Consider the following 24,405-nt stretch of genomic DNA (forward strand, 5'->3'; position numbering starts at 1 on the left):
GTTATTTTGAGTATATGAAATACCTATTGCTCGCTATTATATCGTTGTCCGCTTTCGCGAAAGCGTATACCCAAGAAATATCTGCTCAAACCAAAACCATAGATTTTAAGCAAGTTACCGCTTCCTTATCGCTTGATTTTGACACAAATTCTGTTTTAGGAAAAGTGACTACAACCTTTACCGCATTACAAGACGTAAATCAAGTTGTGATGGATGGAAAGGCGATGCAGCTCGTAGATAAAACACCCACATTTGCCATAAGTGCAACAGATACCACCATAGTCTTTAATGGGACGTTTAAGGCTGGGGTGACCTATAAAGCCACTTTTGACTACTCAGTGCAGCCTACACAGGCCGCATATTTTGTAAATAATAACGGGAGTGAGCAGTTCTGGACGCAAGGTCAAGGTAAGTATACCTCACACTGGTTGCCTAGTATAGATGATATGAATGATAAAATCATATATGATTTTAAGGTGACGGGACACAATAGGCATACAGTTATTGCAAATGGCGTAGCTGCAAAAACATTAAAAGATTATAACGTGTTAATTTCAGAATTTGATATGGAAAAGCCTATAGCAAGCTATCTCGTGGCACTTGTGGTGGGAAATTATGATGTAAAAACAGCTACGGCTTCGTCTGGTGTACCTTTAGAGTATTACTATTATCCAGAAGACTCTTTGCAGGTAGAAGCTACTTATAGATACTCCAAGGAGGTTTTTGACTTTTTAGAACGTAAAATAGGCGTGCCGTTTCCTTTTAAGGTCTATAAGCAAGTACCTGTAAAAGACTTCTTGTATGCAGGTATGGAGAATGCGAGTTGCACCATCTTTTCTGACGATTTTATGGTAGATGGAATAGGATTTACCGATCGTAATTATGTAAACGTAAATGCACACGAGCTTGCACACCAGTGGTTTGGAGATCTTGTGACAGAGACTAAAAGTGAGCACCACTGGCTACAGGAGGGATTTGCCACTTACTATGCACTTCTCGCCGAACGAGAGATCTTTGGAGAGGACTATTTTTACTTTAAACTCTTTGAAACTGCAGAGCAGTTACGAGCTTTAAGCGATCAAGGGAAGGGGCAAAAGCTTGTTGCTTCTGGAGGAAGTAGTCTTACCTATTATCAAAAAGGTGCTTGGGCAATACACATATTACGAGAGCGAGTAGGGGCAAACACCTTTGATCTCGCTGTGCAGAATTATCTTAAAAAGTATGCATATAAAAATGTAACTACAGAAGATTTTATGACCGAGGTTGAGGCGCTAGCTACCGTAGATCTCACAGACTTTAAGAAGAACTGGCTATACCAGACTGCTTTTCAAGCAGAAGATGCCTTACAGTCGCTTAAAAAGAGCGAATTTATGCAACAGTACTTTAGATTACAGTCAGGTAGAGAAGCTCCGTTATCAAATAAGTTTACACAACTTATGGATGCTGTAGCCTCTGGTAACGACTACCTAGGGCAAGAGGCGATATACCAAGCGGCTCAAGAATCTATAAACGCGACACTGCCTGTTTTTAAACAAGCTATAAGTTCTGATAACGTCTTTATACGTCAGGCTGTAGCTACATCGCTAGAAAATGTACCCCAATCACTTGCTACAGATTTTTACAAGTTGCTTAAAGATGATAGCTATGTCACCCGCGAGCAGGCAATGATTAAATTATGGGTGTACCACCAGCAGCGCAATGATCCTGCCTCACAACGCAAGGTGCTTGATATGATGGATGGGCAGTTTGGGTTTCAAGACGGGAACTTACGTACCTTGTGGCTTGCACTATCACTTGCAACACCAGAGTATAAGCCGTCACAATCTTTTGGTCGATATCAAGAACTCATAAGCTACACACAACCAGAACAACCTTACCAGTTGCGACAAAACGCCTTTAACTACCTGCGCCAGCTAGACTCTTTTGAAAAGGAAAGCTTACAATCACTTGTAGAGGCGAGTGTGCATCACGTATGGCGCTTTCGCGAAAGCGCAAGAAAACTACTCAAAGAGCAGCTTAAAAACCCTAAAAATCTTGCTGTTGTAAAAGAACTTACCAGCTCTCTTACTGAAAAAGAAATAGCTTATCTCAAACGAATAGAAGTACTATAATTAAATTATCTCACGTACCTCTTGCTTTATAAATTGTAGGGCTGTCTCGCTAGGTGATACATTGTCCATAAGGTCGCGCAGTAAGGTCTCACGCAGTTGGTCGCTTGTTTCTACTTTATTACTCATATTGGTTTTACGTATGATGGCAGCGGTACTACTTTTTGAAGTGCGTACCACGTTCCAACATTCTTGAGTAACATAGATTTGTTGTGATAAGTTATGCTCAAACTCCTCATTAATCGTGCGTAATAACAAGGCTTCATAATCGTTAGGATCATCATTATACGGTTTTACACGTGTAACTAGTTTGCCAGGGGAGATACGCTCTAAAAATAGTGTAAGACGCTCGTAGGCTTGTAGTTTTTGTGGTAGCGCGTTTGCCTGATTGTCCTTATGTAATAAAAAACGACGTCGCCCTTCTTGTTCTTTTGTAAACTGGTTAAAGAAGTAGTAGGCTAGTAGCGCTACAACTATGGCTGGAAGAAGGTTAAAAGCAAGGTTTGTTAGGTCTTGAGTCATTGGTTGTATTGGGTTTAAAGCTGGTTATCTTTATAACTAGGGTATACTATTTTTAGTATGTACAATTTATAGAGAGACGTTAATAACGCACGTCATCCATATCTATTTCTTTGGCTACTTCTTTTTTATTGTAGTTTCCACCTAGGTCTGGACACTTCATAAGTGCTTTTGTACTTTTAAAAGGAACAGCAACTTTGTTGTAACCATAAACATCTGCTAGGGTTTGCGTTAGGTTTTTATCACCTAGGTTGATATCTACATCATCCATTGTGAGTTGGGCTGGGTGCTCATAACCACAGGCACGAGTAATCTCTAGTAATTCTTTTTTAAAGTTTTTAAAGTAGTAGTGTGTGCGCTCTGCTTTATCTTCTATGTTAATACCACGCTGCAGCCACTTGTTTTGTGTAGCAACACCAGTAGGACAGGTGTTATTGTGACATACCTTAGCTTGTATACAACCCACAGCAAGCATTGCCTCACGTGCTACGTTTATACAATCTACGCCCATAGCAAATGCCATTGCAGCCTTTGCTGGGAAGCCTAGCTTACCAGAACCTATAAAAACGACACGATCTGTGAGTTTATATTCTTTAAAGATTTTATAAATATCAGAAAAACCATATACCCAAGGCAGTGCCACGTGGTCTGCAAAACTAGGTGGTGCAGCTCCCGTACCACCTTCACCACCATCTACAGTGATAAAGTCTGGCCCCTTGCCAGTGCTTGCCATAATTTGAGCAAGCTCTCTCCAGGCATCAAGTTTACCTATTGCAGCTTTAATACCTACAGGTAATCCAGTCTCTGCAGCGATATCTTCTACAAAATCTACAAGTTCTGGCACGTTTGAGAATGCTTTATGATTAGGAGGTGATAAGACGTCTTCGCCTTGTTTTACCCCGCGTATCTCTGCGATTTCTTTTGTGATTTTAGATCCTGGTAAAACGCCTCCTTTTCCTGGCTTTGCACCTTGAGAGAGTTTTACCTCTATGGCACGCACCTGCGGATTTTCTGAAACTAGTTCCTTCATTTTAGGCATTGAGAAACCACCTTCCTCACTTCTCACACCAAAATATCCTGTACCAAAGTGAAAGACAACATCACCGCCTTTTTTGTGATATGGAGATAACCCACCCTCACCAGTATTATGATATGCATAAGCCTTTGCACAACCTCGATTAAGAGACTCTATAGCTTTTGCCGAAAGACTACCAAAACTCATTGCACTCACATTTATAATAGAGCCAGGTCTGTAAGGACGGGCTCTTCTTCCTGCGCCCATTACTTTTGCACACGCTAGGAAGTATGGATCTTTTGCATTGGGATGATCCTTTTCTACCTTGTAAGGCATCATCGCATTGTTTATAAAAATGTAATGAGACTGGTTAATATCACGGTCTGTACCGAAACCTTCGTAGTTATTTTCATTTTTTGCAGAGGCATAAATCCACCCGCGTTCTATACGGTTAAAGGGTAGTTCCTCACGATTATTTGCCACAATATACTGGCGTAGCTCTGGACCTATACTTTCTAACATATATCTAAAGTGCCCTACTACTGGGAAGTTTTTTAAAATGATATGCTTCTTCTGTATAAAGGTGTCATAAATAGCTACAAGTAGTACAACGAGTATGAGCCACATCCACCAAGAAATAGCACCTAAGAATGATAAAATAGAATCCATTAACTATAATTTTTTTACTAAAATACGACTAGAAACAATTTGAATTGTAATTTTTAAGTCAACTTTGTTAAACACACATTGTAAATTGTGTCGTAATTTAAATCATATCGCTTGAAAAAGAATCGCATAACGCTCATAATTGGATTACTATTATTTGTACAAATGCTCGTTGTACGACTACTAGCTTTATATCCACAAGCTGTAGAGCAGTGGTACAGTAATGGGATATACCCTGTGATTTCAAAAGGTTTTAGATATGCTTTTGGGTGGTTACCGTTCTCCTTTGGAGATATTATGTATGCAGTTTTAATTGTGCTTGCGGTGCGTGAGATTGTAATCTTGGTAAGAAATAGATTTAAGACCATCAAGTCGTTCTTACTACGTACCCTTGCGATGCTTTCTATTGTATATTTTGCCTTTCACCTGCTTTGGGGGATGAATTATTACCGCTTACCACTACACAAATCCTTGTCTATAGATAATGAGTATACCACACAAGAGCTTGTGTCACTTACAGAAAAACTTCTTAATAATAGCAATAGATTACACACGGCACTTGCTGTAAATGATAGTGCGGTGGTTAATTACGCTTTCGCGAAAGCGGAAATATTTAATCAAACCCTCAACGGTTATGAAGCTTTACAACAGAAGTTTCCTTCCTTGCAATACCCTCCTAAAAGTATAAAAAACTCATTATTGCGATATCCACTATCTGTTATGGGATATAGTGGCTATCTCAACCCCATCACAAATGAGGCACAAATAAATGGGATGGTACCCGCTCACAGGTGGCCTGTTATATCTTGTCACGAGCAAGCGCACCAGCTAGGGTTTGCTAAAGAAAATGAAGCAAACTTTATGGCAGTTATGGCTACGCTTAATAATGAGGACGTACATTTTCAATACTCGGGAAGTATTTTTGCGCTTAGGTATTGCTTAAATGATGTGTACCGCCGAGACAAAGAGCTAGGCGATTTATTAAAAAGTAAGGTACATCCTGGTATACTTGCCCAATATCAAATGTCTAGAGATTTTTGGGATGAGATGGATAACCCGCTTGAGCCTTTATTTGATCTCTTCTATAGTAACTACCTTAAGGCAAATAACCAGCCGGGTGGTTTAGAAAGTTACAGTTATATGGTTGCATTACTGGTGAACTATGACAAGCAGTTCCCAGAGACTTTTTGATGTTAAAAGTCTCTTAAATATTTATTAAACCTTAACGCTTGCTTAACAAGGTAGTTATCTTTAAGAACTAAATAATTTACAATCTAAATATGTTCTTTAAAAAACTACTTGTCTTAGGGCTGGTAACTTGCTCATTTACAATGTATGCGCAAGATTACTTTCCGGCAAATGCTGGAGTTAAGTCCAAAAATGAAAACTACACGGTGTTTACAAACGCCACAATACACAGTTCACCAAGCGAAACCATTAAGAAAGGTACCCTAGTGGTACAAAATGGTAGAGTGGTGTCTGTAGGTAAGTCATCTAAGTACCCGGCAAACGCTGTTGTGGTTGATCTAGGTGGTAAACACATCTATCCATCTTTTGTAGATATCTATACAAACTTTGGTATAGCAAAGCCTAAGAGGGCTGGAGGTTCTGGTCGTGCTTCTCAATATGATAACTCGAGAGAGGGAGGATACTGGAACGATCATATTCTCTCAGAACAAAATGGCTATGACGACTTTGAGTATGATAAAAAGAAAGCTACCGAATATATAAACGCAGGTTTTGGCGTAGTAGCAACTTTACAACACGATGGTATTGCTCGTGGTACGGGAGCACTTATTGCTCTTAACAATGATGGTAATACGGCAAACCGAGTGATGGAGGAGCGTCTCGCTCAATATTTTTCTTTTGACAAGAGCGTTACTTCTCGACAAGCATACCCTTCTTCAAAAATGGGAGCTACAGCCTTACTACGTCAAGTACAACACGACCTAGACTGGTATGAGAAAGGAAATGTAGATACAAAAGATATGTCTCTTGAAGCGCTTACGCGAAATGAAACCTTACCGCAATTTTTTGAAGGTGATGGGCTTTATGACGACTTACGTATAGATAAGCTAGGAGATCAATTTGGGATAGACTACGTAATAGTAGCAGGCGGAGACGAGTATAAGCGTATAGGTGAGGTGCAAGCAATGAATCGTAAAATGATTTTGCCACTTAAATTTCCAGATGCTTATGATATGGAAGATCCATATGCAGCCGAATATGTAGCGCTGTCTGATATGAAACACTGGAACCAAGCGCCTACAAACCCTAAGGCATTACAAGATGCTGGAGTGACATTTGCACTAACTACATTTAAACATAAATCACCAAAGGATTTTAAAAAGCACCTTATGAAGGCGATTACTTATGGTCTTTCTAAAGAGCGTGCGCTAGAAGCACTTACTACGATACCAGCACAAATGGTAGGTAAGAGCGGTGAGATAGGTGTTCTTAAAAATGGAGCGTGGGCAAACTTTATGATTACTTCTGGAGAGGTGTTTGAAAAAGACACAAAATTATTTGAGCACTGGATTCAGGGTAATAAAAATGTAGTTAAAGATATGACTACAGTAAACATAGATGGCAACTATGCAATTAACCTTAACGGTGCGACTTATAATCTAGAAGTAAAAAACTCAACCGAAAAGGCAAAAGCAACTTTGAAAAAAGGAGGAGAAGAAGTAAAGAGCGAGTTTGCTTATAAACAAGACTGGGCTACAGTTACTTTTAAAGAAGCCGAAGGTAAGTTTATAAGACTCGTTGCTAGAGCAGATGCAAATGGTCTTAATGGTAAAGCAATTCTTGCAGATGGAACAGAAAAGAACTTTACCTCTAGAAAGACAGCTTTAGAGGCAAGTGAAGCTAAGGATGATAAAAAAGGTGGTGATAAAACCCTAGATGTTATGCCACTTACCTTTCCTAATATGGCTTTTGGTTATGAGACACGTCCTAAGCAACAAGATATTTTAATCACAAACGCAACAGTCTGGACAAATGAGGCAGAGGGTATTCTTGAAAATGCAGATGTCTTAATAAAAGATGGAAAAATAAGTGCAGTAGGAAAAAATATATCAGCGCGAGGAGCGATGGTAGTAGATGGTACAGGTAAGCACGTTACTTCTGGTATCATAGATGAGCACTCGCATATTGCTGCTTTTGCAATAAACGAGTCTGGTCATAACTCTACAGCAGAGGTGCGTATGAGTGATGTAGTTAATCCAGATGATTCTGATATTTATCGTAACCTAGCTGGTGGAGTAACGGCCATCCAGTTACTACACGGGTCTGCAAACCCAATAGGTGGACAGAGCGCAGTGATGAAGCTTAAGTGGGGAGCACCTATAGATGAAATGGTAATTAAGGACAAGAAGTTTATCAAGTTTGCCTTAGGTGAAAACGTAAAACAAGCAAACTGGAATAGCTACTCAAGATTCCCTCAAACAAGAATGGGAGTAGAGCAGGTTTTTGTAGACTACTTTACAAGAGGTAAAGAATATGAAGCAAAGAAGAATAGCGGACAACCGTATCGTGTAGATGAGGAAATGGAAACTATAGTTGACATTCTTAATATGGAGCGTCTTATCTCTTGTCACTCATATGTACAGAGCGAGATCAATATGACAATGAAGGTGGCAGAGCAGTTTGGTTTCAATGTAAACACCTTTACACACATACTAGAAGGTTATAAGGTTGCAGATAAAATGGCAAAGCACGGCGTAGGAGGATCTACTTTCTCAGACTGGTGGGCTTATAAATATGAGGTAAACGATGCGATTCCTTATAATGCTGCTATTATGCACAGAGCAGGAGTTACAGTAGCCATTAACTCAGATGATGGGGAGATGTCAAGACGTCTTAATCAAGAAGCTGCAAAAATCTATAAGTACGGAGGTATTGAAGAAGAGGACGCTTGGAAAATGGTCACATTAAATCCAGCAAAGCTTTTACATATGGATGATCGTGCAGGAAGTCTTAAACCTGGTAAGGATGGAGATGTCGTTATATGGTCAGATCACCCACTTAGTATAAAAGCTAGAGCAGAGAAAACGATAATAGAAGGAAAAGTATTCTTTGATATAGAAAAGGATAAGGAACTACGCGCAACGGTACAAAAAGAAAAAGCACAACTTACTGCAATGATGCTTGCAGAAAAGAACAAAGGCTTAAAAACACAACCGGCAAGAAAGAAAGAAAAACAACGTATGCATTGTGATACAGAACAAACAATTTACTAAGATGAAAACACTACAACAATTACTAGTAGCCGTTGTTTTCCTTTTAGGAGCAACAACAAATGCACAACAAACACCTGCACCAGCTCAAGCAACTGCTTATACAATAACGGGAGTTACAGCGCACGTAGGTGATGGGACCGTAATAGATAATGCCACTATCGTTTTTGAAAATGGTAAAATATCTACAATTCAAAGTGGAGGAAGCGCCACAAAGGGAACAGTGATAAATGCCACAGGTAAACACGTATACCCTGGTTTTATAGCAACAAATACAACGCTAGGCCTTGTAGAGGTAGGCGCAGTAAGACAATCTAATGATGATGATGAGATAGGAGAGATGATCCCACACGTACGTGGTATCATTGCTTATAATGCAGAGTCTAAGGTTGTAGAGTCTATGCGTCCTAACGGAGTGCTTATGGCACAAATTAGACCTGTAGGAGGAACCATCTCTGGAGCCTCTTCTGTAGTGCAACTAGATGCTTGGAACTGGGAAGATGCAGCTTATAAAACAGATGAAGGTATCTTTATGGACTGGCCTCGTACAATGCGTCGTGGTAGATGGTGGCTAGGTGAGGAGCCTGGTTACAAGCCTAACAAGTCGTATAAAGAGGATATAAATAAGATTAAAGTGTTTTTTAACAACTCAAGAGCTTACAGTAAAGCTAAGGGAACTAAAAACTTACCTTTTGATGCGATGAAGAATGTCTTTAACGGTACTCAAAAAGTATATATAAGTGCAAATGACCAAAAGCAAATTCTTGATGTGATAGCATTTGCCAAAGAGATGCAACTTACTAATGTAGTGCTTGTAGGAGGATATCAATCTTATAAAGTAGCAGAAGAACTAGCTAAGGCAAACATACCTGTGATACTACAACGTGTACAAGGACTACCATCTATGGAAGATCACGATTATGACCTACCTTATAAATTACCAAAGTTACTTACAGATGCAGGTGTCACTGTAGCCTTAGGCTATGATGCAGAGTACTGGCAAGTGCGTAATTTGCCTTTTTATGCAGGTCAAGTAACACAATTTGGGTTAAGCGATGAAGACGCGCTTAAAATGATTACTTTAAATCCTGCTAAGATTATGGGGATAGCTTCTACAACTGGTACGCTAGCGCCTGGTAAAGATGCGACACTTTTTATAAGTGATGACAATGCGTTAGATATGAGAGGTAACAATCTATCTAGAGCCTTTATACAAGGTCGTGATATTAGTTTAGAATCACACCAGACTAAGCTTGCAAAGCGATATGCAGAGAAGTATGGTCAGAATGAATAATTAATTACCTTCACAATCCAACCAAAGAAAAATGCCGGGCAATTGCTCGGCATTTTTTATTGTATTATATGATATGGCAACCCGTGCCAGAAATTCGGCTGGAGTAGCTGTCTACTTGGAGACCGTTTTCTTGATATAAGGCTACACTCTTAGCTAGATATGAGTCTATATGCGCTTTCGCGAAAGCGAGACAAAACATACTAGGCCCACTACCAGATATGCCAAAGGCAATGCATTGGTTCTCTTTAGAAATAGTGCGTATCTCATCAAAATGCGGAATCAATTGCTTGCGGTGGGGCTCTACAAGAACATCTTGTATACTCTCTGTAAAAAGTTCTTTATCCCATTCATACAGTGAAGCGACAAAACCGGCTAGATGTTGCGATTGCTTAATGGCATCTGCAAGAGGTACCGTTTTGGGTAAAATCTCCCTTGCTTCTTTGGTTTTTATAGTAATATGCGGGTGTAGTATACCTACGTATACCGTTTCCATAGGTGGGAGCGCTATAATTTTAAGAGGAGAGTAGCCGGTAACCAGCGTTGTACCTCCATAAATACAAGGAGCCACATTATCTGCGTGTTCATTACCACTTGCAAGTGCTTCACCCTTCATTGCATAGCGAGTGAGTTCAAGATTAGATAATGGCTCATCAAGTAATTGATTAATGCCGTAAACAGCACCAGCCGCGCTTGCACTGCTGCTGCCTATACCAGAACCACATCGTATTTTTTTATGAATTTCTATAGCTACGCCAAAATCTGCTTGTATGGCTTCTAGCATTGCATTACCTGCCACGCCGGCTACATTATTATGTGCCTCCATAGGTAAATCATCACCCGTAATTTTTGTGATAGTAACGCCCTTACCGGTAGTTTTTTTAAACACCATCTCATCACCTATGCCCTCAAGGGCAAAACCTAGCGAATCAAAACCGCAGTTTACGTTTGCAACAGTTGCGGGGCAAAAAATACGTACCTCATCACGCGTTTTAGGGCTTTCTTTATGTGTTTGTTGAGACATATTAAAATTATCTAAGTCTTATTATATCGCTGAAGAGTCCGCTGGCAGTAACATCTCCTCCTGCACCTGCACCTTTTACAATAAGCGGTTGCTCTGGATAACGTGCTGTGTAAAATAAAACAATATTATCTGACCCTTCAAGGTTGTAAAACGGACTGTCTGCGCCTACAGACTGTAAGCCTACGCTTGCTTTACCATTATCTAGCTGGGCTACATACTTAAGGCGTTTTCCTGCTGCTGTAGTATCGGCAACTAGTTTTTCAAAGTGTGCTGCATCTTCTTTAAGTGTTTCAAAGAAGTGAGGAACGTCTTTGCTTTCGAGATTGTTTTTGGTTAAAAAAGGTGTGTTTACAATATCTTCTAACTCTAGCTCAAGACCACTTTCTCTAGCTAGTATAAGAATTTTACGTGCCACATCTACACCACTTAAATCTATACGTGGGTCTGGCTCTGTATAACCTTCTTCTTTGGCTTGTTGTACCACATCATAAAAGCTGCCACCACTTTTAAAGTTGTTAAAAACAAAGTTTAAGCTTCCCGAGAGTACAGCCTGCACCTTAGTAATTCTATCACCAGAGGCAATAAGGTTTTGTAAGGTGTCTATTATAGGCAGTCCTGCGCCCACATTAGTCTCAAACTTAAATGGAGCGTTGTACTTGCGGCTAAGCCTTTTGAGATTTGCATAATACTCTTGCTTACCTGCGGCGGCTATTTTGTTACAAGCAACCACGGCAATGCTATTTCTTAAGTATTCCTCATATGCCATTGCCACAGGTTCATTTGCGGTGATGTCTACAAAAACTGAGTTGCGCTGGTTGAGGTTTATTACGCTTTCGCGAAAGCGTAAAATATCTGCTTTTTCTCCTCCATCTAGTTGTGCTTCCCAGTTATTGAGATCTATAGGATCTTGCGATACGAGCATCTTGCGACTGTTAGAAAGTCCTAGCACTCTTATGTTGAGGTTGAGCTGCTCTTTAAGGTATTGCTTTTGATTGTTAATTTGCTCAAGAAGCTTTGCACCTACGTTACCTACACCCGTTATAAATAGGTTTATTTGCTTACGGTTACCTTCAAAAAACACTTCGTGCAAGCTGTTTAAGGCTTTTTTTACATCTTTCTCGGCAATTACTGCAGAGATATTTTTCTCACTCGCTCCTTGTGCAATGGCGCGTATGTTTACATTGTTTCTACCTAGGGTAGAAAACATCTTTCCTGAGATGCCTTGATGACTTTTCATAGATTCACCCACAAGCGCGATAATTGCTAGAGACGTCTCAACAATTACTGGGTCAATCTTATGCAAAGATAGTTCGTAAGCAAACTCTGTTTCTATCGCTGTTTTTGCACGTAAAGCACCTGCCTCCATCACACCTATACAGATACTGTGCTCACTAGAAGCTTGAGTGATGAGTATGATATTAACTTGCTGTTGCGATAGTACCTCAAACAGACGTTTTGAGATACCAGATATTCCTACCATACCTGCTCCCTCAAGAGTTAATAAAGCTACATCACTTATGTGTGATATCCCTTTAATAGGGTTGGGGTGTGCGATGTCTTGATTACCTATACGTGTGCCGGGCTCTTCTGGAGCCATTGTATTTTTAATATAGATAGGTATGTTTTTACTCAATACGGGTACAATAGTAGGAGGGTAGAGTACTTTTGCCCCAAAATGTGATAACTCCATAGCCTCGTGGTACGAGATTTCTTGTATGGGTTTTGCCTGTTTTACCAGCTTTGGATTTGCCGAAAACATACCGCTTACATCTGTCCATATTTCTAGTTGCTCTACATCTAGGGCTGCTGCTATAATTGCTGCAGTAAAGTCTGATCCTCCACGACCTAGTGTGCTTGTGTCACCTGCCTCTGTACGTGCGATAAATCCGCCTAGAACAGTGATTTGTGCTTTCTTTTCTGCAAAATGAGTAGTGATGTTTTGGTTTGTAATCTCATAAAGCACACTCGCCTTTGTGTGGTTTGCATCTGTTATAATAAGCTCTCTGCTATCTTTGAGATTTGCCTCTATACTTTTATACTCAAATGCAGCGGCTATGATGTAGCTACTTGTAAGTTCGCCATAAACGGCTAGTTTATCTAAGGTTTTTGGAGAGAGTTCATTTATAAGATAGATACCTTTAAGTAAGTCCTCTAGGTGTGACATTTGTAAAGTAATCCCTTTGAGAGCCTCTTGGTTACCACCAGTAAGCGTTTCAGTAAATGACAAATGCTTTTGAGAGATTTCTTTAAGAATATCTTTGTAGCTCTCTTCTTTTCTAGCTGCTAGTGCTCCGGCTTTAAGTAGCAAGTCTGTTACACCACCTAGGGCAGATACCACTACAGCAACCGGACTTGTAGCTGCCTGGTTTGCCACGATGGCAATTGTTTTTTCTATGTTTTCTACACTTCCTACAGAAGTGCCTCCAAATTTTAATACACGCATATGTAAATGCTTTGTCCTCCTTATAAGGCTAAAGAGTGATGATTACTATTAAATTGTGTGTGTGAAGAGTATTCCAAGAAACTGGAATATATGATAAACGATATATAGATTAATACCCCATAGGGGTAATAGTACCATTAGTAATAATGGTAGTGTAAAAAGTAGCTATGTTTTGTGCTTCGTTCATCTTGTTTGTGATGAAGTAAATGTATTACTTTTACCTAAACGAGCAATGATGCGATATTAGTTTTACGGATATCATAAATAACCATAAGCTATCTCTACTTTATTATAGATGTGATAATTTCTAAAGGATTTTTACAACTATTTAGTGATAGATTAAGCATCTTGTCATTGTTTCAATAATAGACTTATTAATATTAATGATTGTGAGTAAAGAAACTCACTAACACCTATACTTATGAAGATTTTTAGTCCTAAGCAAATATATGAAGCAGATAAGGCAACGATAGAGAAGGAGGGAATTCCTTCTTATAACCTAATGGAACGTGCAGGCGGTTACGTATATGAGTGGATGCATAAACGATTGCAAGGACAACCAGTACCTATAAAGGTCTTTTGTGGTATAGGTAATAATGGAGGAGATGCCTTAGTTATAGCAAGGTTACTACTTAAAAATGGCTATAACGTAGATACGTACATAGTAGATTGTAGTGATAAACGATCTACAGATTTTTTAAAGGCGTATGAGGCTCTTAAAAATGAGGTAAAAAAATGGCCAGAAATTATTAAGGGAGTAGAAAACTTCCCAGAGATAAGTCCGCAAGATATTGTGGTAGATGGAATTTTTGGAATAGGACTCAATAGATGTCCAGAAGATTGGGTAAAAGCACTCTTTGTAAAAATTAATGAGTCTAAAGCCTATACCTTATCTATAGATATACCATCTGGTATGTATGGAGATAGAGGTCTCGATAAGGATGATATTGTTGTGCACTCCACCTTTGTACTAAGTTTTATGTCTCCTAAGCTTGCTTTCTTTTTACCAGAAACAGGGAAGTATATAAATATGTGGGATACTATTGATATAGGTCTAGACCCAGAGTATCTAGCAACCACACCTACAGATGTGAAGCTTATAAGTAAACCTGAAATACAGCAAATGTATAAAGGTCGCTCGCAGTATACTCATAAAGGAATGTTTGGGCATAGTTTAATTATAGGTGGAAGTTTTGGTAAAATGGGGGCAGTACAGCTTGCCAGTAAGGCAGCGTTAAGAGCGGGAAGTGGTCTTGTGACGGCTTATGTACCGCAAATAGGCGTTCCTATTTTACAAACGGCATTGCCAGAAGTAATGGTAGAGACCGATAATTATAATGGAAAAGTGTTTGAAGAAATAGATTTTCAGACAGAGGCAAATGCTATTGCTATAGGCCCAGGTATGGGAACAGATGAGAAAACTGTTGCTGCAATGGAGTCGTTCTTAAAATCACAAAAAGCACCACTAGTTATTGATGCAGATGCTATAAATATAATAGCAAAACGACCTGCACTTATGAAGCAGGTACCACCATTATCAATTTTTACACCTCATCCAGGAGAGTTAGAAAGACTAGTAGGGAAGTGGGATGATGATTTTGATAAGCTAGAGAAAACAGCAAAGTTTGCAAAAAATCATAATGTTATCATAGTTATTAAAGGTGCACATACCATCACAGTGTATGATATGCAGCTTTATATTAACACTACAGGTAATCCAGGTCTATCTACAGCAGGAACAGGAGATGTGCTTACAGGAGTCATTACAGGGCATCTAGCACAAGGATACCACCCTATGGAGGCAGCGATGATGGGAGTATACTTTCACGGTCTAGCAGCAGATGTTGCCGTAAATCAATACGGTATAGAAGGACTTATAGCAGGTGATGTAACAGAGTTTTTAGGAAGAGCAGTAATGAGTCTTTTTGAAAAACCAGAACAAGAAGGAGCACAGGCACCACCACAACAGTAGGACATACATCATAAAATAATAAAAGGGATAACGCACTAGCGCTATCCCTTTTATTATTAAAAGTATACTTACTTTACATTACTCAACAGTAACAGGAAAAGTAACTTGAATATCTGTTTCTCCACCAGCATCACTTAACGTTCCATCGTTAGGCTTAGTAGGCTCGTGACGTAGGGTAACTGTAAGTGTACCTGTACCAGCAGTTGCTCCGGTAGTAAGTGTCACTACAGTACCAAGTGGGTTATTATCACTATCAAAGTTACCGTATGCAATCGCTGCATCTACTCCTGCACTTGGAGTATAAAATACTTGGTGCTCATCTGCCTCTTCTTCTACCTCTTCGGTAATATCTTCTGCTGGGCTTTCTGTTTCGTTAAGAAACTCTACAGTACCGTTATAAACAGTGCTTACATCTAAGTTGCCAGAGACTGTAATTGTAGGTGCATTAGGGCCATCTCCATCAAGATCTTGTGATGTAAGAACGATCGTTTCTGCGCCAGACTGTAGTGTAAGATTTAAGGTTGTTATTACCTCTTCTTCGTTGATTATTTCTGGAATATCTCCGTCATCATCACTAGAACAAGCTGCAAGGCTAATGGCAGTAAGGGCGATAAGTGTGTAATTTCTAAAGTTTTTCATTGTTTGTGTGTTATTACGCTTTCGCGAAAGCGTGATTTTAATAATTAATTTTAAGTTGTAATAAAACATTTCTACCTAGATCGTCTGCAAAATAGCGCTGACGATTTAAGTACTCCCTGTAAGAGGTGTCAAATAGATTGTTTACCATAAGACCTACATTAAGATTGCTCTTATCATTTATTGCAAAATCAATAGAGCTTCTAAAGTTGAGAAGATGATACGCATCGGGAGGTGTGCTTATATCTACTAACTCTGTTGTGTTAGTCTCAGGTAGAAAAACGTCAAAGTTTGTGTCTGGAAACTCATTTTGACGAAATACATAGTTACTCTCAAGTGACAGCTTCAAGTTATTTACAGACGGCATTGTATACGTAACACTGTTACGCGTACTTGCCGAAGGCACATTGATTAAAGCTCTGTCAAAGGTTACATCCTTTCCTTTTACTAGTGAAAACTGGTTAGAAAATTCAAAACGATCTGTTACTTGAACGTTGTTATCTATGTCAAAACCTAACAGTCTAGCTTGTGTCTGCCTATACTCCCATACAGGAAAACTACCTCTTAAGGTTTGCTGTACGCCTGTAGGCTCTATAAGGATAAAATCCTCTATAAAGTTTGCAAACGGAGCAATAGTAAAACTCCAAGTGTCTGTAGATCTTGTGAAATTTAATGAAATTTTATTTGCGACTTCTTGATTAAAACTTAGGTCACCTAGCTCTAGACGGGCAGCACTCTGGTGTAATCCATCAGAAAATAATTCTGATACATTAGGCGAGCGTGATGCCATTGCATAGTTTAAGGAAACTGTAGTCGCATCATTTACCTCATAAGAGGCTCCAGCTGTTGCTGAGAAATTATGATACTCAAATTCTGGTTTTACAAATATTTGATTTTCAAATTCTTCAACAACAAACTGACCAAAGTTTACATCATATTCCCTGGCTTCCCAGAGGCTAGTGATATAAAACTTCTCTGCATTGATGCGGTTGTAATCATATCTTGCACCTGCCTCTATAGTCCATTTTCCAAAGTCTTTAGAACCTAACGCATAAATACCAAAGTCATAACCTTGGTAATCTGGTATTAGTCTTCTCACTCCGGTAACGGGATCGGGAAAGTGATCTTGATATCTTCCAGAAATACCCACCTTTGCGGTAATGGTATTATCTGCCGTGTAGTCAAAATCTATTTTTCCTCCTATAGTTTCAAGTTGTAGATCAATAGATGGTCTTAAGTCATCGCTATCGCGACGTATGTCAAACTCAAGTCTGTTATTGCGCTGGTAATCTACCTGAGCACTTAACTTCCCAAAGTTATCAAAGCGATAAAATGACTTTAGTTTTGCAATCTGATGTTTTACTTCCTGTCTAGGGGCATTAATATCATACGTAAATGGCTCCACCACAAATGGCTCTTGGCTGTTTATAGCAACCGAGAGATCTGCAGCATTACCTACGTGCGATGAGCGTAAAATACCAGATTCTTTGTCAAAAATCGAGTAGCTAGCCTCTACACCGTAACGATATTTATTAACTCCTATACGTACAGAAAGGTCTCTCTCATACAGAGCTGTGTTACTTAGCACATAATCTGGCGCTTCAAAATCCCCAAAGCGTTTTAAAGTTCCATTTATGCCTCCATACCAGCCGTTATTATATGATTTTATTAAAGAAGTAGTCAGAGAACCTCCACGACCATTGGTCGCTCCGGTTATAATTGTTCTTCCAAAAAGGGTATCCTTTACAGGTACCCGCTCTGGCTCTATGATAATGGTGCCTCCTATAGCATCACCACCATATTGCAATCCTGCTGCTCCTTTAATAACTGTGACTTCACCAGCCGCATTTACATCTATATTAGGTGCGTGTTCTACACCCCATTCTTGATCTTGTAATCTCGTACCTTCTGTAATAAGTACTACTCTACTAGAGTGTAGTCCCTGTATCACAGGCTTTACAACAGAGTTACCCGTGTTTAATGAGGTAACACCACTTAGGTTTTTAAGCGCATCACCTAGTGATGCTGCGCTGTTATTTTCTAAGAGGTTGTGGTCTACCACACTTTCTGTTGCTGTACGGCTTTTACTTTTATGAGCGTGTGCAACAATCTCTACATCGCCTAGAGACTCTAGGTGATGCTCCATATTAATAGTACGAGTTGTATTACCGCTTACAGTTACTTTTACAAGTTGTGTCTCACACGCAGGATGAGATACCTGTAGTGTATACTGGTCCTCACACAGATCTGTAATCACATATTTTCCTTGAGCATCTGTTGTCACAGATCGCTCAGAACCTACTATAATAATGGTTGCTTCTTGAAGCACTTCATTATCGTGTAAATCTATAATGTATCCAGATAAAGTGTACGAGCATTCTTGTGCTGTAGCTGTAATGCTCAGCAAGGCAATGCTAAGCCATAAATAAAATTTCATAAAATTTGTTTTGCGAATTATTGAATGTTATTCAATGCTTAACAAAACGGTGGTCCACGGTCTGAGGAACTTAGGACAATGTTTTTGTAAAATGTTTTAGGTAAAACATCTACTTCCTTTAAGTTGGGTAATGTGATTGTTCTATACGCTTTCGCGAAAGCGTAAACTCCTACTTTAACAATATGAAGATCGCCTAGATCACAATCAAGGTTCTTCTCGTGTACGTGAGTTTTATTACCAAATGAACAGGTGTCGTAATGAGTGTGATTTTCTGTACTATGAATGAAAGAAACAATCGCAGGCAGCATAAATGCAAACATTACAAGTAATGCAGCTGCGCGATAAAAAGTATGTAATTTATGTTCTTTCAAAATCTACTTTGAGAATATAAAGCCTAATCCCATTCTCGAAACCATCTTTGTAGCAAACGCTTTAAAGAATGTATACTGACCAAATAACCAACCAAATATCACTAAAAGCACTTGATAAATAGGAAAAATTAACAAGATTCTAACAGGCCAATAGATCCAGCCGCTTGTGACATCTTTTCCTAAGCCTATCAAATCCATTAACGGATTTGATAATCTGCCTGCTGTTGAGCCAGTTACAGCAAAAGCAAGAAATATTGCAATAAGTTCCCAGCGATATGTTACTCCCCATCTATCATATAATTTTGCAAATAACCACAGGGTGATTTTAATGATGAGATAGGAGAGAAGAAGTGTTCCTAGTACAAGAAGTACTAGATACGTAGTAGAAGTTGCTTCTATAAATTTTGAAATAATAGCCTTTGCAAGCAAAAATGCCGAAATGAAAGTGGCAATTAATCCCAGTATAACGTGAATAAATTGCCAGTCTTTTGTGATTTCCCAGCGCGATTTGAATTTTTCCATAGCGCTGCAAAAATACGATTATCGCAGTTTCTGATTGTTACGTTGTTGAAAATATTCAAACCAGTTATATAAAAGATAGTTTACTTCATATCCATAATCTACTCCACGCTGGTAGTCTATTTGTTGTAAGTAAAGATTTGGGTCATACTGGATGGTGTTTATCACACGGTTGTTATACTCTGTGACATAAAATATGTTTCTGTTCTCTAGCCAGAACTGTTCATAATAACCTCTTTGTGGTTGTGTAACTAGCCATTGATTAAAGCCTGGTTCTATGATTATAATTTCGTATTCAAGACTGTCGTTTGCGATGCGCACGGTGTCAGACATAGCTTCTGAGCTATTTGTAATGTCTTGTGTTTTTGTCGTGCTAGCACAACCTATTATAATTCCGGCGAGTAATAAAGTGTAGAAAAGGTTTTTCATAATATTAAAGTTAATGGTTTTACATATAATCTATGTTGTAATTAGTAAGTTCTTAACGCCTTGACTAATTGTACACCATAAAACTACTCATAGATTGTACAGTCTTAAAGTACCATTGAGTAAAAGGGCCTTTACAATGAGGTAACTAAAAAAAGGGTACCGTGTGGTACCCTTTGTAATATATTGAAAAGTAGTTTGTGTCTTATTTTCCAAAAAGACCACCTAGTAATCCACCTATACCACCTTTTCCTTTACTGCTTCCTAATACCATACCAGCTACATCATCAAGGATGCTTCCATCTCCATCTGAGTCTAGTAGTGTTGTTATAAGGCTTTGGTTTTCTTTTGGCTGTCCTCCTAGCATACTTCCTAGAAGTGCATTCATACCACTACCATCGCTTACGTTATTTTGCTGTGTTTGTTTTCCTAACACACCCATAAGTACTGGAGCAGCAACTTTAAGTATTTGTGCGATAGATCCAGCATCCATACCTGTTTTGCTACTTAATGCGTTTTCTACTTGTGGCTGGTTACCACCTAGTAGGTGACCTAGAATACCTGCACCATCTTGTAATACGTCATCACTAGGTCCTCCATTACCCATAAGGTCTCCTAGTTGGTCAAGAATACCACCACTATGTTTTCCACTTAAAGCTCCCATTAATCCAGCAGCACCTTCTGGAGTTTGTACATTTTTTTTCATTGCACCCATAAGTACTGGCAAAGCCATACTTAATACGTTTGCAGTATCTCCTTCAGATTGTCCAGCTTTTGCGCTAGCTCCTTGTATAAGTGTTTTTCCTATTGGTCCATTAAGTAGATCTAGTAATCCTGACATATTATTTTTAGTTTTAATTGTGAGATTTCAATTTACGAATTAATATAACTGGTTTAACAAACAAGTATAAAAAAAACACCCAAAAGGGTGTTTTGATTAATATTATCGATAAAAAGCAAATAATGTTAAGTTAGAAATCAAATGTTTAATCTCGCTGCATTATTTTAAAATACTCATAATCTGGTCTGCTAGCTCTGTACCTATGCGATCTTGAGCTCCACCAGTTGCCGCACCTATGTGTGGTGTAAGGCTTACTTTAGGATTCATAAGTACTTGTACCGCTGGAGTAGGTTCGTTCTCAAAAACGTCTAGACCTGCAAATGATAATTTACCACTGTCTAAAGCTGTGATAAGAGCTACTTCATCAATAACACCACCACGAGCTGCATTTACAATTGCTGCGCCATCTTTCATAAGCTCAAACTCTGGCTTACCTATTACATAGTCTTTTTGTGCAGGTACGTGAAGGGTCACAAAATGTGCAGATTTTAACACCTCTTCCTTTGAAGAAGATTTTATTGTAAATGAAACTGACTGTCCATCAAAGAATGGAACTTCAACAGTTGCCTCTTCTGTAAATGGATCGTGAAAGATAACTTTCATCCCTACACCTAAAGCAATTTTTGCAGTTTCTTGACCTATACGTCCAAAACCGATAACACCAAGTGTTTTACCACGTAGCTCGGTTCCTTTCGCGTAAGCTTTCTTTAAACCTTTAAATTTTGTATCGCCATCTAGAGGCATATTTCTGTTTGAATCAAACAGAAAACGTACACCATTGTAGAGGTGAGCAAAAACAAGCTCTGCAACAGATGCCGAAGATGCTGCCGGTGTATTGATCACGTGAAGTCCTTTATCACGTGCATATTGTACATCAATGTTATCCATACCTACACCACCACGGCCTATAACTTTTATAGATGGGCAAGCGTCTATTAACTCTTTGCGCACTGTGGTTGCACTACGCACAAGTATAACATCAATTTCATTTGTGTTAATGTAGTTCTCAAGTTGATCTTGGGCTACGTTTGTAGTAATTACTTCAAAGCCTCCTGCGGTAAGCGCGTCAACTCCTGTTTGTGATATTCCGTCGTTTGCTAATACTTTCATAGTATATAGTGTTGTATGCGTTTTTTTAATTATGCTTTTCTTTCTAGCTCGCTCATTACGTCTACTAGTACACCTACACTGTCCATAGAGAGGGCATTATACATAGATGCTCTGTAGCCTCCTACACTTCTGTGTCCATTAAGACCGTTTATACCGGCTTCTTTCCACATTGTATCAAAGGCATCTTTAAGATCTCCATCTGTTAGTGAGAAAGTAGCATTCATTGTAGATCTATCTTCTTTGGCAGCAAATCCTTTAAATAATGGGTTAAGCTCAATCTCACTATAGAGTAAGGTTGCTTTGCGATCATTAATCTCCTCAATAGCTTTTACACCTCCTAGGTTTTTAAGCCATCTCATTGTAAGCATAGAGACATATACTGCATAGACTGCAGGTGTGTTAAACATACTTCCTTTGCTTATATGCGTTTCATAATTGAGCATAGAAGGTATTTGACGTGTCACTTTCCCTAAGATGTCTTCACGTATAACAACAAGTGTAGTACCTGCTGGCCCCATATTTTTTTGAGCACCTGCGTAGATAAGATCAAATTGTCCAAAATCAATCTCTCTAGAGAAGATGTCACTACTCATATCACATATAAGAGGACAGTCTACTTCAGGAAAATCCTTTATCTGTGTTCCGAAGATGGTATTGTTACTTGTAAGGTGCAAATAATCTAGTCCTTCTGGAATTGAGTATCCTTTAGGTATATAATTAAAGTTTGCCTCTTTACTAGATGCAACCTCTACAATCTCCCCAAAAAGCTTAGCTTCCTTTATTGCTTTATCACTCCAAGTACCAGTATTTATGTAACCCGCCTTAGATTGTAATAAGTTATATGCAGTCATTAAGAATTGTGTACTTGCACCTCCTTGTAGGAAGAGGGCTTTATACCCTTTACCTTCTAGGCCTAGTAGCTCTAAAGCCAGTTGCCTAGCCTCATCCATTACATCTACAAAGTCTTTACTTCTGTGAGAAATCTCCAGTATGGATAAACCAGAATCGTTAAAATCTAATATGGCTTGTGATGCTTCTTTAAAAACATCTTGAGGTAAAATACAAGGTCCTGCGCTAAAGTTGTGCTTCTTCATTTTATGCTAATTTTGAAATGCAAAGATGCTCAAAACCACATAGAATATTATAGATAAAATGATAAAATTATGGCAAAATCGATACTAAAAATGCAATAGTATCAACTCCATCAGCATAATCTTGAAGATTCGGTTTTTGAGTCTTTCCAAATGGTATAAGTGATGTAAAACCTTGTAGATTTTTATCATCACCTACAATGCACTGTATTTTATCTGCATCTTGAGAAAGTTTTAAATCAAGAGATTCTTTTGACTCATATTTTTCATAAAATAACGTTGCAATAGGAGAGCCGTAACTTTCATCTTCCTTAAGCATCAAAAACCCATTTTCTAGTAGGTCAAAAAGACTCATAAGGTATACTGCCTTATTATAGTCATAGTTATTTGCATACTTTGCGTCGTTCATCACATCGCTCCACGAGTAGATAGCTTTAAAAAATGCATCAAAGTTATACCCTTCTGGCACCAGTAATTTAGACACATTGCGACAGCCTAGACCGTAGTATCTAAATATATCTTCACCTAGCGCTTTAAGTTGCTCTTCACTCTCATCACCCGTAAGAATGGCAACAGAGTTTCTGTTTTTTCTTATAATGTTAGGCTTCTTACCAAAGTAATATTCAAAATATCTTGCTGTATTATCACTTCCCGTAGCAATCACAGCATCGTGTGCAGGTAGTTTTTCTTCTGAAAATGAGATGCGACCTTTAAAGTCTGGTGCTACATATTCCAGATATTTGGCTAGGTAGGGTAGTAGGTGCTTATCGTTTGAAGATTGTTTTATTGCGACGTTTTGATCTGCAATAAGTACACATAAAAAGTCGTGAAAACCTACTAGCGGTATATTACCTGCCATTATGATAGCAACGGTTTTTTGGGATTGCGCTTTCGCGAAAGCGTCATTATAACCGCTCATCCACTCGCTAAGTTTTTCTTCGGTAAGGAGTGCTGCCCATCCCTCAAGTGCAAATAGAATATTTTCTTGCGTAAACCACCCATTGTTTTCTCGCGCGAGTTTAAACTGATGTTTCATTCCGTCAAAAAATAGGTCATTGTGTGCAACTCCCTCTTTTTGAGCAATATTAGTGCGTGAAAACTGACTCAAGAAAGTCCCGAGTTTACTAAAAGCGTTAATTCTTTGTTGAAGCGTCATAGTGTTTTGGCAAATCGATGGCTAGGCATTATTTTTGTGCAAAGTTACCCAAAAAGAAACCTATGGCAATTATCATAACAGACGAATGTATAAACTGCGGTGCCTGCGAGCCAGAATGTCCTAATACGGCAATATATGAAGGAGCAGATGACTGGCGCTATGCAGATGGTACAGATCTGGAAGGAAATGTAGTACTACCTAACGGTAAGGAAGTAGATGCAAACGAGGCGCAAGAGCCAGTGAGCGATGAGATTTACTATATCATACCAGATAAGTGTACTGAGTGTAAAGGTTTTCACGAAGAGCCACAGTGTGCTGCCGTATGTCCAGTAGATTGCTGTGTACCTGATGATGATCACGTAGAGACAGATGAAGTTTTACTTGCAAAGCAAGCCTTTATGCATAAAGATGCATAGAGTATTATGATACTTATAATAAAAAAGCCACTCGTACGAGTGGCTTTTTTTGTTAGGTAGATTATCTTGATATGCTACGTATTAGAATTATTGCAAGAAAAAAGACCAAACTGAATTAAGTTTGGT

At 38.9% G+C, this 24,405-nt stretch carries 19 protein-coding genes; 6 read left to right on the plus strand and 13 right to left on the minus strand.

Annotation, left to right across the window (positions count from 1 at the left end; all coding sequences use genetic code 11):
- Positions 1 to 14 precede the first annotated feature (14 nt).
- Positions 15 to 2,111, plus strand: coding sequence for a M1 family metallopeptidase (locus ACJJVM_RS14040; RefSeq protein WP_405212040.1), 2,097 nt, complete (start codon positions 15 to 17; stop codon positions 2,109 to 2,111).
- Here ACJJVM_RS14040 and ACJJVM_RS14045 read toward each other — a convergent pair whose 3' ends face one another.
- Positions 2,112 to 2,630: a hypothetical protein gene (locus tag ACJJVM_RS14045; protein WP_021778835.1), complete on the minus strand. Its 519-nt coding sequence runs from the start codon at positions 2,628 to 2,630 to the stop codon at positions 2,112 to 2,114.
- Between the two features lie 79 nt (positions 2,631 to 2,709).
- A complete protein-coding gene (locus tag ACJJVM_RS14050; RefSeq protein WP_405212041.1) occupies positions 2,710 to 4,311 on the minus strand; it encodes an FMN-binding glutamate synthase family protein in 1,602 nt (533 codons plus the stop codon).
- Positions 4,312 to 4,422: 111 nt separating this feature from the next.
- Between ACJJVM_RS14050 and ACJJVM_RS14055 the strand changes: the two genes are divergently transcribed.
- From ACJJVM_RS14055 to ACJJVM_RS14065, 3 genes are all read left to right on the plus strand, one after another.
- Complete coding sequence (locus ACJJVM_RS14055) at positions 4,423 to 5,499, plus strand: DUF3810 domain-containing protein (RefSeq protein ID WP_405212042.1); 1,077 nt, start codon at positions 4,423 to 4,425, stop codon at positions 5,497 to 5,499.
- 89 nt (positions 5,500 to 5,588) lie between these two features.
- Positions 5,589 to 8,549, plus strand: coding sequence for an amidohydrolase family protein (locus tag ACJJVM_RS14060; RefSeq protein WP_405212043.1), 2,961 nt, complete (start codon positions 5,589 to 5,591; stop codon positions 8,547 to 8,549).
- Position 8,550: 1 nt separating this feature from the next.
- Complete coding sequence (locus tag ACJJVM_RS14065) at positions 8,551 to 9,840, plus strand: amidohydrolase family protein (protein ID WP_405212044.1); 1,290 nt, start codon at positions 8,551 to 8,553, stop codon at positions 9,838 to 9,840.
- Between the two features lie 64 nt (positions 9,841 to 9,904).
- Here ACJJVM_RS14065 and ACJJVM_RS14070 read toward each other — a convergent pair whose 3' ends face one another.
- The gene (locus ACJJVM_RS14070; RefSeq protein WP_405212045.1) at positions 9,905 to 10,861 is read right to left on the minus strand and encodes a homoserine kinase; all 957 of its coding nucleotides are present in this window, start codon (positions 10,859 to 10,861) and stop codon (positions 9,905 to 9,907) included.
- Positions 10,862 to 10,868: 7 nt separating this feature from the next.
- A complete protein-coding gene (gene thrA, locus ACJJVM_RS14075; protein WP_405212046.1) occupies positions 10,869 to 13,304 on the minus strand; it encodes a bifunctional aspartate kinase/homoserine dehydrogenase I in 2,436 nt (811 codons plus the stop codon).
- A gap of 421 nt (positions 13,305 to 13,725) precedes the next feature.
- Here thrA and ACJJVM_RS14080 point away from each other — a divergent pair, with 421 nt between their 5' ends.
- Positions 13,726 to 15,276 (plus strand): NAD(P)H-hydrate dehydratase, encoded by a 1,551-nt coding sequence (locus ACJJVM_RS14080; RefSeq protein ID WP_405212047.1) that lies wholly within the window; start codon positions 13,726 to 13,728, stop codon positions 15,274 to 15,276.
- Between the two features lie 78 nt (positions 15,277 to 15,354).
- On the opposite strand, the gene ACJJVM_RS14085 is transcribed toward ACJJVM_RS14080, so the two are convergent.
- The 9 genes from ACJJVM_RS14085 to ACJJVM_RS14125 form a co-directional block, all read right to left on the minus strand.
- Positions 15,355 to 15,915 carry a type 1 periplasmic binding fold superfamily protein gene (locus tag ACJJVM_RS14085; RefSeq protein WP_298348607.1) on the minus strand — a complete coding sequence of 187 codons (561 nt, stop codon included), beginning with the start codon at positions 15,913 to 15,915 and terminating at the stop codon, positions 15,355 to 15,357.
- Positions 15,916 to 15,952: 37 nt separating this feature from the next.
- Positions 15,953 to 18,349 (minus strand): TonB-dependent receptor, encoded by a 2,397-nt coding sequence (locus ACJJVM_RS14090; protein ID WP_405212048.1) that lies wholly within the window; start codon positions 18,347 to 18,349, stop codon positions 15,953 to 15,955.
- A 38-nt stretch (positions 18,350 to 18,387) separates the two neighbouring features.
- On the minus strand, positions 18,388 to 18,720 hold the full coding sequence (locus tag ACJJVM_RS14095) for a hypothetical protein (RefSeq protein ID WP_405212049.1): 333 nt from the start codon (positions 18,718 to 18,720) through the stop codon (positions 18,388 to 18,390).
- Positions 18,721 to 18,723: 3 nt separating this feature from the next.
- On the minus strand, positions 18,724 to 19,242 hold the full coding sequence (locus tag ACJJVM_RS14100; RefSeq protein ID WP_405212050.1) for a DUF6787 family protein: 519 nt from the start codon (positions 19,240 to 19,242) through the stop codon (positions 18,724 to 18,726).
- An 18-nt stretch (positions 19,243 to 19,260) separates the two neighbouring features.
- Entirely contained in the window at positions 19,261 to 19,668 is a 408-nt protein-coding gene (locus tag ACJJVM_RS14105) for a DUF6146 family protein (protein ID WP_298348615.1), read from the minus strand.
- 202 nt (positions 19,669 to 19,870) lie between these two features.
- Positions 19,871 to 20,506: a DUF937 domain-containing protein gene (locus ACJJVM_RS14110; protein WP_405212051.1), complete on the minus strand. Its 636-nt coding sequence runs from the start codon at positions 20,504 to 20,506 to the stop codon at positions 19,871 to 19,873.
- 159 nt (positions 20,507 to 20,665) lie between these two features.
- Positions 20,666 to 21,616: a D-2-hydroxyacid dehydrogenase gene (locus ACJJVM_RS14115; protein ID WP_405212052.1), complete on the minus strand. Its 951-nt coding sequence runs from the start codon at positions 21,614 to 21,616 to the stop codon at positions 20,666 to 20,668.
- A gap of 29 nt (positions 21,617 to 21,645) precedes the next feature.
- The gene (gene serC / locus ACJJVM_RS14120; protein WP_021778850.1) at positions 21,646 to 22,710 is read right to left on the minus strand and encodes a 3-phosphoserine/phosphohydroxythreonine transaminase; all 1,065 of its coding nucleotides are present in this window, start codon (positions 22,708 to 22,710) and stop codon (positions 21,646 to 21,648) included.
- Positions 22,711 to 22,777: 67 nt separating this feature from the next.
- Positions 22,778 to 23,863 (minus strand): acyl-CoA reductase, encoded by a 1,086-nt coding sequence (locus tag ACJJVM_RS14125; RefSeq protein ID WP_405212053.1) that lies wholly within the window; start codon positions 23,861 to 23,863, stop codon positions 22,778 to 22,780.
- Between the two features lie 62 nt (positions 23,864 to 23,925).
- Between ACJJVM_RS14125 and ACJJVM_RS14130 the strand changes: the two genes are divergently transcribed.
- Complete coding sequence (locus ACJJVM_RS14130; protein ID WP_021778852.1) at positions 23,926 to 24,279, plus strand: 4Fe-4S dicluster domain-containing protein; 354 nt, start codon at positions 23,926 to 23,928, stop codon at positions 24,277 to 24,279.
- Positions 24,280 to 24,405 lie beyond the last annotated feature (126 nt).

Origin of the sequence: Dokdonia sp. Asnod2-E02 (assembly GCF_045063915.1) — a bacterium.
Classification (GTDB): domain Bacteria; phylum Bacteroidota; class Bacteroidia; order Flavobacteriales; family Flavobacteriaceae; genus Dokdonia.